The organism is Microcoleus sp. LEGE 07076 (assembly GCF_015207455.1).
GTDB lineage: Bacteria > Cyanobacteriota > Cyanobacteriia > Cyanobacteriales > Microcoleaceae > Microcoleus.
The window spans coordinates 19,772-32,372 of the sequence record NZ_JADEWV010000059.1; the positions used below are offsets into that span (position 1 = coordinate 19,772).

Sequence of the window (12,601 nt, forward strand, 5' to 3'; positions counted from 1 at the left end):
GCAAGTTTCCTGCTGATATTGAAGCACTGTCTTGATTTGGTTGGAACAAAATAATTCTACCCGATCGCAGGCGTTGCACAGATTAGGGGCGATCGAGATTTTGGTAAAGATTTGCCAGAACTTTGTCCCTGACAAAGATGCAAGCTGACATACTATTATAAAAAGCGAAACAAAACAAGTTTGGGGTTTGTTTCCGCGAACCCTGCGTGTAAGGTGCGGCTCGATGAGATTGTCGATTGAATGCGAGGGATTTTTAAGGGCTCGGCACTACCCAGAATAATTAGAAAGGATCTAAATAGCCACCCCACAGAATTTGCATTGTGCGATCGACTTGTGGCATAACTAAGTCAACCGAAAAAAGTAGAAAATTTGTAGCCGTGCGTCTGCGCGATGCCTTTGGGCGATCGCGAACCAATTTAAACCAGAAAACCCGATTCAATTATCCCATGAAAATTGCACCAACTCGCATCGCGAATTTTCAACATCAGCGACGCTTTTTAAGTGCGGTAACTGCTGTGATAACCAGTAGCTTCATCAGCCAGCTTGTTTTGTCTTTTATCGAAAATAAACCAGCCTTTGCCGAAACATCAGCCTATTGTCAATTATCCAAAGAACAGGTAAATCAAAAAGAAGACTTGCGCCGCGCCGCCCTGTCAGGAAAAACGGAATCCCAGCAAGCATATTTTGCCGTTTTGAAAAAACACGCGCGGGAAATAGCAGAATGTCGCCAAAAAACTTGGCCCCAAACCCAAGCAGTTTGGCTGCGTTTGTATCCCTGCGATGTCAGGCCCGGAGAAATCGATCGAGTATTAGACAAAGTTGTCAATAAAGGTTACAACCAAGTCTATGTCGAAGTGTTTTACGACGGTCAAGTGCTGCTCCCAGCAGCAGACAATCCAACTGCTTGGCCTTCGGTTTTGAGAAATCGCGGCTACGAAAAATACGATTTGCTAGAAAAGGCGATCGCCAAAGGCCAACAGCGAGGTTTAAAAGTATACGCCTGGTTGTTTACCATGAACTTCGGCTATACCTATTCTCAGCGTCCCGACAGACAGCAAGCCCTCGCCCTCAACGGTAAAAACCAGACAAGTTTAACAGTAATTCAAGACGCAGCAATTAACGAAGATTTCGGAGAAGTTCCGGGCAATCAAGCCTTTGTCGATCCCTACAATTCCCAAGCAAGACAAGACTATACTTTGTTAGTAAATCAAATAGTCAAGCGCAGGCCGCAAGGAATGTTATTCGACTACATTCGCTATCTACGGGGCGTCGGGCCAGCTTCAGTTGCTACCAAAGTTCAAGACTTGTGGATTTACGGCCCAGCATCGCAGCAAATACTTTTGCAGCGGGCTAACAATCAGCAAGGGCGAGATTTAATTCAGCGATATTTAACCAAAGGATTTATCAATACTAATGACGTTCAAGCAGTAGTCAAACAGTATCCGACCGAGCAACAACCTCTTTGGCAGGGGCGAGTCCCGCAACCTATAGCAGTAGCAACTCCCCCTTCTAGAAGACAGAATGCCACATCAAAAGTAGCCTCAAAAACTCCCGCCACAAAATCGGCAAACGCTGCAACTCCCGCGCCAAAACCGACACCAAAACCGCCACTTCCCGACACGGGAATTCTGCAAAAAGACCTCTGGCAACTGAGCGTTGCTCACGCAGTCCAAGGAGTATTAGAGTTTTTTGGAATGGCAATTGCACCAGCTCAAAGAATGGGAATTCCTGTCGGAGCAGTGTTTTTTCCTGATGCCAATAAAAAGATAAATCAAGGCGGATTTGATTCGAGATTGCAGCCTTGGGACAGCTTTCCGGCTGCTGTCGAATTCCACGCGATGTCTTACGGAAATTGTGGGGATGTAAGCTGTATCGTGCCGCAGGTGCAGCGGACAGTGAGTTTAGCGCCTCCGGGAGCAAAAATCATTCCTGCCCTTGCCGGAGATTGGGGAAAATCTGTGAAAAATCGGCCGTCTTTGGAGATTCAAATGCGGGCAATTCGCTCGGCGACGCCGCAAATTAATGCGGTGAGTCATTTCTCTTTTGGCTGGCAAGAACCGGAGGACGAAAGGGCGCGGCAAACTTGTCGGTTTTAGGGGGATGATATCAAATCTGGGTTCATTACCCGATTGCTTGCTCGGCGGTTGAAACCGCTCCTTGTCAAACGAAGTCTGCCTCCGCAGACTAAGAGATTGAGGGGATATTTAAGCGGGATTGGCAAAGCTAGCTAACTGTTGGACAAACTCTTGATGTGCGTCACTGTTTAATCCGGCTTGAAGAATGGCGATCCTCTTCTGCAAGCTTCGCTAACGCACTTGACATATCCCCCTCTAGCAGTGCCGAAACAGCCAGCCACAACCCCGGAAAAACCCGGCTGCGGATAATTCCTTCCGCATCGGGAAGCAGAGAAATATATTCTTCTTCCTGTAAAGAAAACCAATCAATCCGGCGATTCATGACTTGCCAAACGAGATATTCTTTGACTCCATTGCGGCGGTAAACTCGTTTTTTGTCGCGTAGATTGATCGTCGCGGTACTAGCAGCAATTTCGGCAACAAATTCGGGCGCGCCTAGGATATAACCGTCATCGCTGAGGCAAGTTTGGCCGCCATGTTGGGAATCAATTAGTAGTACAGCATCGGGTTGCGGTTCGTTATCCACATCGAGACGCACGGTGGGGTTATCGCCGAGACGCAGGCCTGGAGTAGCAATTTTGAACTCCACAGCCAGCCCATTAAATCGGCATGGGGTTCGGCGTGGGGTTCAAACCGTAAGGGTGAAGCCATATAAACAATTCCTTCAATCAATTCTGCTTTTTTGAGTTTTGGCATAGCCCTATAGCGCCGCTCGAATTCTGCAAAAATTTAGCAAGTTCGCCATTTTCCAAAGGGGGGATCGCAATGCGGCTGAGATTTGCCGGAGCAATCATGACTTTTCTCCTCTTGTAATGCGTCGGTATCTTGCGATTTTAGCTAATTTTAGGCAAGCTTGTAAGCCGCGAAATTTTGGCGATCGTCTTTGAGAAGGAGCTTATTTGCTAAAATATTGAGATAGAGGTTAACACAGAGGAATATTTACTATGGTAAGTCAGCCAGAAATAAAAGAGCCAGTAGCCGAGCGAGATCCGGCGATCGATGACTTAAATAGTATAAAATCGTAATTAGAAGTAATTTAAAATAGGTTCACAAAAGCTATGGTGGCAGCATCGGAAAGATTAGTAAAAATATCTTCCATAAAATATCGCAATACCAAACATAATTAGGGCCTGGAAAGATAATCATTGGGTATATCGGCCCAAAAATACAATAATTTTCAGATGCGCCAGACTTTTAGCTGAAGGTTTTGGCGCTGCGACAATCCCTGTTTTTAAACAAAAATTAATTTAGCCAACTCTTAAGCTGACCGAATTGTCAGCGATAATTAGATTGTTAAAAGCAAATTGTACAGTACATGACTCCCAAATTTATTAAAAAATCCGTAATTCAAATCTTGATACTTGTCGGATCGATCGCCCTTTTTTCCCTGTTCCCTAAAAACCCACAAACTGCTAGCTCAAATTCAATAGCCCAAATCCCCCCTTTTGACAATTCCCCGCCCAATCTCCTCAAACCGCCCAAACCAACAAAAATACCGCCTTCTCCTGCGCCCAAACCAGCCGAACAACCTTTAGTATTCGCACCGCCGGCGCAATTTCGCAGCCAAATTGTTTATAAAGCAAGTATCAGCAACTCCAAAGTTATCGCCCTGACATTTGACGACGGCCCATCACCAGAAACTTTGAAAATATTAGAAGTGTTGCAGAAACACAACGCTGTGGCTACATTCTTTTGTTTGGGTAGAAATCTGCGAGAATATCCAGAAATTGCTAAAAAAGTTGTGCAAGCCGGAAATGCGATCGGCAACCATACGTGGCATCACTACTATCACGATGTTACCGAAAAAATAGCCTCCAATGAAATCGATTATACGGGCATTCACATTTATCGATCGACTGGCGCAAGAAGTTTCTTGTTTCGTCCTCCCGGCGGCCGCTTAAATAACGGTTTCGCGGATTACGCTAAAAATAAAAACTATGTAGTAGTCATGTGGTCGATCGACCCTAAAGACTACCAACAACTGCCCGCAGATACGATCGCAAATACTGTAATTTTTCAAGCACAACCGGGGGCGATCGTATTGTTGCACGACGGCGGGGGCAGCCGTCACAACACGGTAAAAGCCTTGAATATAATTATTCCCAAACTAAAACAACAGGGATACCGTTTTGTCACCATACCGCAACTGCTACAACTGCAAGCAGAACAAAAACAGCAAACAGTCGATCGCCAACCCAAATAAACAAAAACTTCAGCAAAATCAACTCTACCCATCTGCGTTCACCTGCGTTTATCTGCCTCAATCTGCGATTGCAATTACACTAATGCTAAAATAATTACCAATAATTAAAACTCGATAAATTATCATGCAAAAACTTCAAGCAATGGATATTAACCTCCGCTATCTAATCGATAACTTCGGCTTGCAGCGAGTTCGCCACAGCGAATTTTTCCGAGAATGGCAAGAAAACTTGCCGGAAGTAACTGACACAGAAAAACAATTGCTCGATCGCGTTCAAGACATATACTTCAACTTGGTAGACTCCCCACCTGTATTGGAAAATGCAGTCAAACTCACGATAGTCAGCCCGATTTTGTTTATTGCCGGTCTGTTTGAGTCTCCTTTTCAAGTCAAAGCCGAAAAATCGATCGCTATTCAAGAGGAAGACGAAGGCAGAATCATCGAAGGCAGAATAGATATCCTAATTATGAAAGCAAACTTGTGGGTGACAGTAATTGAATCCAAACAACTTTCGTTTTCAACAGACGAAGCACTTGCCCAACTCCTGACATATATGCTGGCAGATCCGCATCCAGAAACTCCTACTTTTGGTATGATTTCTACAGGTGCTAACTTCTCTTTTGTCAAGTTAGTTAGAGGTGAAACTTCGCAGTATGCCTTGTCGCCAGAATTTGTAATCCGCAATCCCGGCAATGATTTGTACCGCGTTTTGCAGATTTTAAAACGCCTGAGTCAATTGCCAGACTAGCAATAAAAGCAATTTTAATCTTTATTTCAAAACAGACAATATCTAATATCATGTCCGCCGATAACGACCGCGATCGAAGCGTTTTTCTGACCGGACATGATATAATATCTGAAATTTCTAACTTCTGCGAGCATGGTAAATTACTGGATAGTCGGCGCTGTAGCAATAGCTTCTGTCTGTTGGGCAGAAATCATCCGAGACTTTTATCACGTCGCGTCTCATTATGTGCCGCCTTTGCAAAAGCTGCACAATTGGCATCACCGCGTTTTCCGCCCGAATTTGACGCCCGTTAGCGAGACAATTTACAAGCAAGCGCACTGGCGTCACGATGTGCCCGAAGCTGGGGCGATGTTGGTTTTGGGCTTGTTGCTGTGGGTTTTAGCTTATTTTTGGCTGCCGGAATATCATTGGGGCGCAGCAGCCGGTTGTATTTATACTTTAGGCTTTTTGTTGAGCGCGATCGCCCGCGCGACAGGCATCAAAGGTGCAGACGAATTAACCGACATCACCCACCAACCGGGAGACTTCCAGACTCTACCGGGCAACTGGTTCGTTAATAAACCTTATCATTGGCGGCATCACTTCGACAATCAAAATGCTTACTATTGCGGTACTTTCACCTTAATAGATAAACTTATGGGCACAGCACTTTCTCTTAAAGGCAAAACTGTAGCAGTCACCGGTGCATCGGGAACTTTAGGGCGTTTACTTCTCAAACACCTGCACAAAGCTGGTGCAAAAGTTATCGCCCTCTCCTCGGGAAATGAGCAAATTACTTTGAATTTAGAGGGCGAGATTTTGCCTGTAAAAACCGTAACTTGGCACGCGGGAGAAGAGGTGGATTTAGCTCAATTGTTAGAAAAAATCGATATTCTCGTCATCAATCACGGGATTAATGTACAGGGAGAAAGAACCGGAGAGGCGATCGCAAATTCATACGAAATTAACACTTTTTCTGCGTGGCGGCTGATGGAACTCTTTTTCTTAACAGTCCGAACTAACGAAAACATCGCTTGCAAAGAAGTCTGGATCAACACTTCAGAAGCAGAAGTAATTCCCGCTGTCAGTCCCCTGTACGAACTCAGCAAACGCGCCCTCGGAGATTTAGTCACCCTGCGGAGGCTGGACGCGCCCTGCATCGTTCGCAAACTGATTTTAGGGCCATTTAAAAGCAACTTAAACCCGATCGGCATTATGTCGCCAGACTGGGTAGCACAGCAAATTGTTAAACAAGCTAAAGCTGATGTCCGCAATATCATCGTCACAATCAATCCTTTGACTTTGATTGTTTTCCCAGTTAAAGAATTCTTTGTTTCTTCGTATTTCCAACTCTTCAGCCGCAAGACAGTTGCAGAGATTAAAGCAGCGGCGACAGCGGAAAAATCCAATGTTGAAGCTAAGATTAATTGACAAAGAAAAAACGCAGAATATCGGGCGGTTGGAAACCGCGACTACACAGACAAAACCCGCCTCCGCGGGTTGAAGACAAACAGGGCGGTTAAAAGTACATTACCTTCTTAAGTCCGCGGAGGCGGACATAGTTTGTATAGTCGCGGTTTCAACCGCCGAGTTTCAACCGCCGACTCTTATCTAATTACTAACCTCAGCCATTTCAATCACACGGCCGTCATAATCCTTGACCAAAAAATTCAGCGGCTTTTCCCGGCGAATTTTATAACTAATGCCGCGAGTTTGTACCCTCATCAATAGCTGATCCAAACAATCGCGATCGAAACAAACATGACGTTCGCGATTTTTTTCCCCTACACCAGCCCCGCTAATAATGTGCAGTTGCGTATTTTTCATTAACTGATACCACAAACCCTCGGGACTCCCCATCGTTTGAGAGCTCGTTCCCCTCCCGACATTCGGCGACAAATACAGGGGGTCGATGCCAGTGGTTCCCAAGGTTTGCTCGTAATTGTAGTAGTAATGCAGCGGCACTTCTGCTACGGGCAGGTTTAGCATACCTTCATAGAACTCCCTGGCTTGTCCGAGATCCGATACCATCACCGTGTGTACCTTCGGAGCACTGGTGAGAAACATCCACATCGCCCCCGCATAGGCGGCCAGCAGCATCACCATAATCCCTTGAGTCGAAAACAAGCTGTCCAGGGGCAGGTCTGGCAAAAAAGAGCTCAAGTACAAAGGCCCAAGTCCAAAAGCAATAAAACTAACTGCTAGAGTCATGAATTATAAGAAAGGGTAAACAACGAAATTTATCAAGATTGTGGTCGCGATCGCCCGCGAGACTTAAACTATTAGCTTAGGCATCTATCTTAGCAAAAACTAGCGGTTAGGCTCTACCCGATGAAAGTCTTTGTCTACGGCACTCTCAAACCGGGGGAGTGCAACTATCTGCGCTACTGCGAGGGAAAGGTTGTGGATGCTTGTCCGGCGATCGCCCGCGGTCAGCTTTTTGCGCTGCCGATCGGCTATCCTGCAATGGTGGCCGGAGATGGTAACGTCTGCGGTTTTCTCCTCTGTTTCGCAAATTCGGCTATTTTGGACGATTTAGACAGACTGGAAGACTATCATCCGCTGCGGGAACCGACGGAAAACGAATATCAGCGACAGGAAATCGAAATTTGCGATCGACACTTCAAACCTCTAGGCACGGCTTGGGCTTACTTCATGGTACCCGATCGCGTTCGTGCTCTAGGAGGCATCTGGCTGCCCGATGGGACGTGGGAAAATCGGTTTTTCGCCAAATCAAGTGGTTAATGCCGATGAGCTGAGGAAATTGCCATTGCCGCGGGCGAGGGCGGCTCGAACCTGTAACCGTAACCCCGAACCGTTTTAATCAACTGCGATCCTGTAGCATCAACTTCAATCATTTTCTTGCGAATCTGGCCGATATGTACGCTAACAACTTTCTCTTCTTCTGTGCTGTTGCAGTTCCAACCCCAGATTTTTTCGATTAGCTGTTGGCGACTCCAAGATTGACCGGAATGACTTGCCAAAAAATACAAAATCTTAAATTCCAAGGCTGTTAACTTGATAATTTTGTCGTTGAGTGTTGCTTCTCGACGCGCTGAATCGATCGCGAATCGATCGAATACAATACGTGATGGAGTAACACACCTCATCCGTCTCAACACAACTTCGATCCGCATTGCTAATTCCTGAAGACCAAATGGTTTGCAGATATAATCATCAGCACCTACAGACAGGACTTTAATTTTATCCGCTTCGTCTGTGCGGCTGCTTAGCATTACCACAAAAACATTAGTACGGCGCTGCATTTCCTGGCAAAGATGATAGCCTGTAGTATCCGGCAAATTCCAATCTAGAACTACTAGCATTGGCTTAAATTCCTCAAACAATGCTAAAGCAGTCTCGCCATCTGCTGCCGAATCTACTTGATATTTCTGATTTAAAAAACGATGAACTAGATTGCGAATGGGTGGGTCATCATCCACCACGAGAATCTTGAGAGCAGTATTAGTAGTCATCACAAAAAAATGTCTTTCTTATTACTTGAAAGTTGACAAGTACAGATTTAGTCAAGCATACATCCCAGCTCGCTCCAAATAACAGGCAATTCTTCAAGCAACTTAGCTTGGATGTCAAAAGGCTCTCCCATATCCCAAATTTTGACTTCTAGACGTTCGTTAAATACGGTTATTTCAAGGTCGATCGGAGTTTGAAAATGCAGATTTTTGTGTGCGTGGCGAACAGCATTTGTAAATCCTTCTATCGTAGCAAGTTTGCACTGCTGCAAAACTGCTTCGGGAATGGGTAGATCCTCTAACTGCTCGACCCACCATAAAACTTGTGCAACACTATTGAGGTCAGTGTTTAGTTGAAGGTAAATTATTTTAGTTGGCTGATTGTAAATTCGATGAAAATGGCGATCTTGTTCTTTTTTAAATCCAAAATTCAAGCTGTTAAAAAAAATAACTATCCCCTGCAAATAACCAGATTGATTCGTCTGCTGGGGTGGTATTGTGTCGGGCTGAAAATTTTTCACAATTAACAGACAGTTGCGATTGTCAGAAGTGCGTTTATAGCTGAGATTGTCGGCAATTTTGTTAATAAGTTTTATGCCGATTCCACGGGAGGGAATTGCCTTGATATTATTGCTCATGTTGCTATCCTTTTTCATCATTTAATAGGTGATTTCTAGAGACACAAGAGAGTGGCATTTTGAAGGATTAATTTTGGATGATTTATGCCTGACTTTTCTCCTATGCCGTGCAGTTGTTGTCAGGATCATTTTCTCTTGGTTGCTGGGATCTTGACAAACTCAGTTTGCGATCGCTAAACTGATCTAAAATTGAGATTGACAAATAAAAAAGTAAATTATCTAATGACGACCCTCAAAGCCTCTGACGAGGGATTAGTAAAAATTAGGCAAGCTAGAAGAGAAAGGGGATCGACGATAGAAGACCCCAGATGGCTAGTAGAAGCTAGTCAAACATTAGAGCCCGATCGCGCTTGGACAGAGGCAGGGCCCTATGCCGATGGCCTATCGCTGCCAACTTGGAGGCGTTTTTTAGCAGGAAGAGAACCAATTAAAGCCCATGCTTTCAAGGCTTTCTGCACGGTTTTGCAGTTGGATTGGGAAGAAATTGTCGATCGTCCTCCTTTAGTCTCCCCTTACCAAGGGGGGGTTGGGGGGGTTAGAAATTTTTGCCAACAGCCTATTGATGCGGTAGTGGAAGAGATCCGGCAAAAATGCCACAGCAAAATCCAACAGCTTTACAGCAAAATGCAACTGTTGGATATTGCACAGCCCGTTGATGTCAGCAACCTCTACGTTGAAGTCAACATTTTGGAGGAAATTACCAGTTGGCAGCCGGGAGAAATTAGCGATTTATTGAGAGACTTCAACCCAGATGCGGATAACTTTAATCGCTTGGGATTGGGTAAAGTACGCCAGAAACGAGTCCCTGGATTGGATGCGGTGAAATCTCACTCTAAACTGATGGTACTCGGCAAACCTGGTTCCGGTAAAACTACTTTTTTGAAACACATCGCCATTCAGTGCGATCGGGCAAAATTTGAATCAAACAAAATACCGATTTTTATCCCTCTCAAAACCTTTGCTGAAATCGCTAATCTTGACTTATTAGAATATATCAGCGACGAATTTGCCAGTTGCGGAGTAGAAGGGCGATCGCAAACTGAATTCGCACTCAGTCAAGGCAGAGGTTTGATTTTATTAGACGGCTTAGATGAAGTGCCAGAATCAGATAGCGATGCAGTCGTCAGACAGATTCGTCATTTTGCCGGAAAGTATTACAACAATCAGTTTATTATTACCTGTAGAATTGCCGCTGCTAAGTACAGATTTCACGACGCAGCCTTTACCTGTGTTGAGGTAGCCGATTTTAATAATAAGCAAATCGCTGCCTTTGCTGGCAATTGGTTTGTGGCTTTTTCCCAGAATATGGAGGCAGGGAAAGCTTTAGCATCTCAATTTATAGAGCAGCTAAAAATGAATAAAAATCAGCAAATCCGAGAACTGGCAGTAACGCCTATCTTGTTAAATTTGACTTGTTTAGTATTCCAAGCAAAAGCGGATTTTCCATCCAACAGAGCCAAGTTGTATGAGGAAGGAATGGAAATAATGCTCATAAAATGGGATGAAACCAGAGGCATTAAACGGGATGAAGTTTATCGCGATTTGAATTTGTGCCGCAAGAAACATTTACTTGCTTTTGTAGCAGTTATTACTTTTGAACGGGGCGATTATTTTTTTGAAAAAAACACAGTTCAGCAATTGATTGCCGAATATCTAGCTAATTTGCCCGATGCCACAACTAACCCCGTTCAGTTGGAGATGGGCAGTGAGGTTGTGCTGAAGGCGATCGAAGCACAACATGGCTTATTAGTGGAAAGGGCAAGAGGGATTTATTCATTTTCTCATCTAACATTTCAAGAGTATTTTACTGCTACAGAAATAGTTAACAATTCTGCTCCACAAGCTTTGGAAAAACTGGTCAGCCACCTGACCGAGAAGCGTTGGCGAGAAGTCTTGTTGTTAGCAGTTGGGATGTTGCAAAAAGCTGATGACTTGTTGCTGTCAATTAAGCAGCAAGTTGATGGACTGGTCGCTGACAATGAGCAGTTGCAGCAGTTCCTACTGTGGATCAACAAAAAATCCCTTTCTGTTGATTGTGCCTACAAACCTGCGGCAGTTAGAGCATTTTACTTTACCCTTGAATATCCCCTCCTTGACTGTGGCTTTGCCCTTTCTCTTGACCCTTGTCTAAAAAAAGTTGTGGGACAAGCTCTGGAACAGGTTCTTAACCTTGCACTTGAAGGTGCTCTTGACCTTGCCCTGAATACCGTCCTTAAGGATGCGCTTGAGCCTACTCTTGGTTACATCAGGCTTACCCTTGAACGTACCCTCGTCCCTAACCTTGACCTTGTTCTTGACTGCGACCTTGTACCTGCCCTTAAGCCTGAACAAAGGCAAGGGATACAAGAACTTCTGGAACAACTGCCCGATCCAAAAAGTGACAAAGATATCTTTGCAAAATGGTGGCAAGATAACGGTCAGGCTTGGGATAAGCGATTAAGACAAATGATGATTTTGTATCGCGATCTGGGTCGCGTTTGGCAATTTAGCGAACAACAGAAGTCATTGCTGAAGAATTATTACGATGCTAATAAATTGCTGGTAAAGTGCCTTAATAGCGGTTGTAATGTATCTCCTGCTGTGCGGCAGGAAATTGAGGAGACCTTGCTGTTGCCGATCGCCCATATCCAAAAAACCGGTGACAAGTGCGGTCGCGTTTAATTGCTCACCATCGCCCTCCCCTTCGCCTTTACACGGAGAGAGCCAGTGGAAATGATATAATGGCTAAAAGTTATTAGAAGTAAAGCGCATGAACATTACTCTAAAACCTGACCATAATAAATTTATTGAAGCGCAAGTCAAAAGTGGCAAATATTCTTCGGTGGATGAGGTAATTGCTGCGGCGTTGGAACTACTCGCAGACAGAAGCGATCGGCAACAGAGCGATCGTTATCAAGAATGGGTGGATGAAACTCGTCCAAAAGTAGCAGCAGGACTAGCTCAACTTGAAGGCGGCGAAGGAATTGATGGGGAGATAGTTATAGCTAGATTGCGGGAAAAATTTCGCAAAATGCGGGAAAATCAACAATGAGCCGCTACATTATTTCCCCTGAAGCCAGTCGCGATCTCAATGAAATTACCGATTACTTTGCAACTAAAAATATAGATGCAGGTGAACAATTTGTTGAAGACTTTGATAAAAAGTGTCGTAATTTAGTTAAGTTCCCCAATATAGGGCTCAGTTACGAGTAACTAGCTCCTTCTGTGCGGGGAATTCCTATCAGAGGTTACATAATTCTTTATCGGGCGCTGGACAACTTAATTGAAATTGTTCGGATCGTGAGGGGAGAACGGGATTTACCTTCTCTATTTTCTGATGATCGGGAGTGAAATTGCTGCTAGGTTGCCTCAATATCCGTTGTAACTGAGATATTGCACCATTTTCAATAAGCTGTAGGGGCGGGTTCACTCTTGAGCCTTAAAGC

At 44.6% G+C, this 12,601-nt stretch carries 11 protein-coding genes and 1 pseudogene; 8 read left to right on the top strand and 4 right to left on the bottom strand.

What is annotated here, in order from left to right:
• The first annotated feature begins 446 nt into the window (after positions 1-446).
• Positions 447-2,096 carry a family 10 glycosylhydrolase gene (locus IQ270_RS12310; RefSeq protein WP_193973503.1) on the top strand — a complete coding sequence of 550 codons (1,650 nt, stop codon included), beginning with the start codon at positions 447-449 and terminating at the stop codon, positions 2,094-2,096.
• Between the two features lie 108 nt (positions 2,097-2,204).
• Here the strand turns inward: IQ270_RS12310 and IQ270_RS12315 are convergent.
• Positions 2,205-2,929: pseudogene (locus tag IQ270_RS12315) on the bottom strand (Uma2 family endonuclease).
• Positions 2,930-3,450: 521 nt separating this feature from the next.
• On the opposite strand from IQ270_RS12315, the gene IQ270_RS12320 reads away from it, so the two are divergent.
• From IQ270_RS12320 to IQ270_RS12330, 3 genes are all read left to right on the top strand, one after another.
• Complete coding sequence (locus IQ270_RS12320; protein ID WP_193973494.1) at positions 3,451-4,338, top strand: polysaccharide deacetylase family protein; 888 nt, start codon at positions 3,451-3,453, stop codon at positions 4,336-4,338.
• A 124-nt stretch (positions 4,339-4,462) separates the two neighbouring features.
• Positions 4,463-5,086, top strand: a complete 624-nt coding sequence (locus tag IQ270_RS12325) for a restriction endonuclease subunit R (protein ID WP_193973495.1) — start codon at positions 4,463-4,465, stop codon at positions 5,084-5,086.
• 132 nt (positions 5,087-5,218) lie between these two features.
• Positions 5,219-6,496 (top strand): bifunctional sterol desaturase/short chain dehydrogenase, encoded by a 1,278-nt coding sequence (locus IQ270_RS12330; RefSeq protein WP_193973496.1) that lies wholly within the window; start codon positions 5,219-5,221, stop codon positions 6,494-6,496.
• A 180-nt stretch (positions 6,497-6,676) separates the two neighbouring features.
• Here the strand turns inward: IQ270_RS12330 and IQ270_RS12335 are convergent, their stop codons facing one another.
• Positions 6,677-7,276 carry a glyoxalase-like domain protein gene (locus IQ270_RS12335; RefSeq protein WP_193973497.1) on the bottom strand — a complete coding sequence of 200 codons (600 nt, stop codon included), beginning with the start codon at positions 7,274-7,276 and terminating at the stop codon, positions 6,677-6,679.
• A 120-nt stretch (positions 7,277-7,396) separates the two neighbouring features.
• Between IQ270_RS12335 and IQ270_RS12340 the strand changes: the two genes are divergently transcribed.
• Complete coding sequence (locus IQ270_RS12340) at positions 7,397-7,810, top strand: gamma-glutamylcyclotransferase (RefSeq protein WP_193973498.1); 414 nt, start codon at positions 7,397-7,399, stop codon at positions 7,808-7,810.
• Here IQ270_RS12340 and IQ270_RS12345 read toward each other — a convergent pair.
• Entirely contained in the window at positions 7,807-8,541 is a 735-nt protein-coding gene (locus IQ270_RS12345) for a response regulator transcription factor (RefSeq protein ID WP_193973499.1), read from the bottom strand. The two genes, IQ270_RS12340 and IQ270_RS12345, sit on opposite strands and share 4 nt — an antisense overlap.
• Positions 8,542-8,588: 47 nt before the next feature.
• Positions 8,589-9,197, bottom strand: a complete 609-nt coding sequence (locus IQ270_RS12350; protein WP_228056297.1) for an ATP-binding protein — start codon at positions 9,195-9,197, stop codon at positions 8,589-8,591.
• A 201-nt stretch (positions 9,198-9,398) separates the two neighbouring features.
• Here IQ270_RS12350 and IQ270_RS12355 point away from each other — a divergent pair, with 201 nt between their 5' ends.
• The 3 genes from IQ270_RS12355 to IQ270_RS32285 all read left to right on the top strand — a co-directional run bounded on the left by IQ270_RS12355 (position 9,399) and on the right by IQ270_RS32285 (position 12,368).
• The gene (locus tag IQ270_RS12355; RefSeq protein ID WP_193973500.1) at positions 9,399-11,837 is read left to right on the top strand and encodes an NACHT domain-containing NTPase; all 2,439 of its coding nucleotides are present in this window, start codon (positions 9,399-9,401) and stop codon (positions 11,835-11,837) included.
• A gap of 88 nt (positions 11,838-11,925) precedes the next feature.
• A complete protein-coding gene (locus IQ270_RS12360; protein ID WP_193973501.1) occupies positions 11,926-12,207 on the top strand; it encodes a type II toxin-antitoxin system ParD family antitoxin in 282 nt (93 codons plus the stop codon).
• The gene (locus IQ270_RS32285) at positions 12,204-12,368 is read left to right on the top strand and encodes a type II toxin-antitoxin system RelE/ParE family toxin (RefSeq protein ID WP_339384141.1); all 165 of its coding nucleotides are present in this window, start codon (positions 12,204-12,206) and stop codon (positions 12,366-12,368) included. The genes IQ270_RS12360 and IQ270_RS32285 overlap by 4 nt, the downstream gene beginning before the upstream one ends.
• Positions 12,369-12,601 lie beyond the last annotated feature (233 nt).

Bases quoted from the DNA above. Each gene is read 5' to 3' on its own strand.
- IQ270_RS32285 (WP_339384141.1), top strand. From the start codon at position 12,204: ATGAGCCGCTACATTATTTCCCCTGAAGCCAGTCGCGATCTCAATGAA.
- IQ270_RS12340 (WP_193973498.1), top strand. From the start codon at position 7,397: ATGAAAGTCTTTGTCTACGGCACTCTCAAACCGGGGGAGTGCAACTAT.
- IQ270_RS12345 (WP_193973499.1), bottom strand. From the start codon at position 8,541: ATGACTACTAATACTGCTCTCAAGATTCTCGTGGTGGATGATGACCCA.
- IQ270_RS12350 (WP_228056297.1), bottom strand. From the start codon at position 9,197: ATGATGAAAAAGGATAGCAACATGAGCAATAATATCAAGGCAATTCCC.
- IQ270_RS12360 (WP_193973501.1), top strand. From the start codon at position 11,926: ATGAACATTACTCTAAAACCTGACCATAATAAATTTATTGAAGCGCAA.
- IQ270_RS12355 (WP_193973500.1), top strand. From the start codon at position 9,399: ATGACGACCCTCAAAGCCTCTGACGAGGGATTAGTAAAAATTAGGCAA.
- IQ270_RS12330 (WP_193973496.1), top strand. From the start codon at position 5,219: ATGGTAAATTACTGGATAGTCGGCGCTGTAGCAATAGCTTCTGTCTGT.
- IQ270_RS12310 (WP_193973503.1), top strand. From the start codon at position 447: ATGAAAATTGCACCAACTCGCATCGCGAATTTTCAACATCAGCGACGC.
- IQ270_RS12335 (WP_193973497.1), bottom strand. From the start codon at position 7,276: ATGACTCTAGCAGTTAGTTTTATTGCTTTTGGACTTGGGCCTTTGTAC.
- IQ270_RS12320 (WP_193973494.1), top strand. From the start codon at position 3,451: ATGACTCCCAAATTTATTAAAAAATCCGTAATTCAAATCTTGATACTT.
- IQ270_RS12325 (WP_193973495.1), top strand. From the start codon at position 4,463: ATGCAAAAACTTCAAGCAATGGATATTAACCTCCGCTATCTAATCGAT.